Raw genomic sequence first — 961 nt, 5'->3', positions numbered from 1 at the left:
GGTGTGATTGCAAAGAAGGTGGGAATGACCCGCATCTATAACGATGCCGGGGAACACGTTCCCGTCACCGTTCTCCAGATGGAGAACTGCCAGGTCGTGGCGCAGCGCACGCAGGAGAAGAACGGCTACACCGCCGTCCAGCTCGGCGTTGGCCTTGCCAAGGTGAAGAACACGTCGAAGGCGATGCGCGGCCATTTCGCTGCCGCCTCCGTCGAGCCGAAGGCGAAGCTCGCCGAGTTCCGCGTCTCCGCCGACAACTTGATCGACGTCGGCGCCGAGCTCACCGTCGAGCACTTCGTCGCCGGCCAGAAGGTCGACGTCACGGGCACTTCGACCGGTAAGGGTTTCCAGGGCGTGATCAAGCGGCACAACATGGGTGGCGGCCGTGCCACGCACGGTAACTCGGTCTCGCACCGCACGCACGGTTCGACCGGTCAGCGCCAGGACCCCGGCAAGGTGTTCAAGGGCAAGAAGATGGCCGGCCACATGGGCGACGTTCGCGTCACCACCCAGAATGTCGAGGTCGTCTCGACCGACGCCGACCGCGGCCTGATCCTGATCCGCGGCGCCGTTCCGGGCGTCAAGGGCGCCTGGATCCTGGTTCGCGACGCGGCCAAGGTTGCGCTGCCCGCCAACGCACCGAAGCCCGCCGCAATCCGCGCTGCCGCTGTCGCCAAGAACGACGCCCCGGCTACTGAGGGAGCAGAATAATGGACCTCAAGATCACAACGCTCGGCGGCAAGGACGCCGGCAAGGTGAAACTCTCCGAGGAGATTTTCGGCCTTGACCCGCGCGAGGACATCCTGCAGCGCGTCGTGCGCTGGCAGCTCGCCAAGAAGCAGCAGGGCACGCACAAGGCCAAGGGCCGCGCCGAGATCGCGCGCACCGGCGCCAAGATGTACAAGCAGAAGGGTACGGGCCGCGCCCGTCACCATTCGGCTCGCGCTCCGCAGTTCCGCGG

2 protein-coding genes are annotated in these 961 nt (G+C 66.2%); both read left to right on the top strand.

Annotation, left to right across the window (positions count from 1 at the left end; genetic code table 11):
* Positions 1–711 (top strand): 50S ribosomal protein L3 (gene rplC, locus EOA29_RS38010; protein ID WP_245468767.1); only part of this gene is annotated, 711 nt, incomplete at its 5' end.
* The coding region (gene rplD / locus EOA29_RS38005) for a 50S ribosomal protein L4 (protein ID WP_127222489.1) at positions 711–961 on the top strand (251 nt) is incomplete at its 3' end. The genes rplC and rplD, both read left to right, overlap by 1 nt.

The sequence above is a fragment of the Mesorhizobium sp. M1E.F.Ca.ET.063.01.1.1 genome (genome assembly GCF_003998155.1).
GTDB lineage: Bacteria > Pseudomonadota > Alphaproteobacteria > Rhizobiales > Rhizobiaceae > Mesorhizobium.
This window is presented reverse-complemented; position numbering and strand designations above follow the sequence as displayed.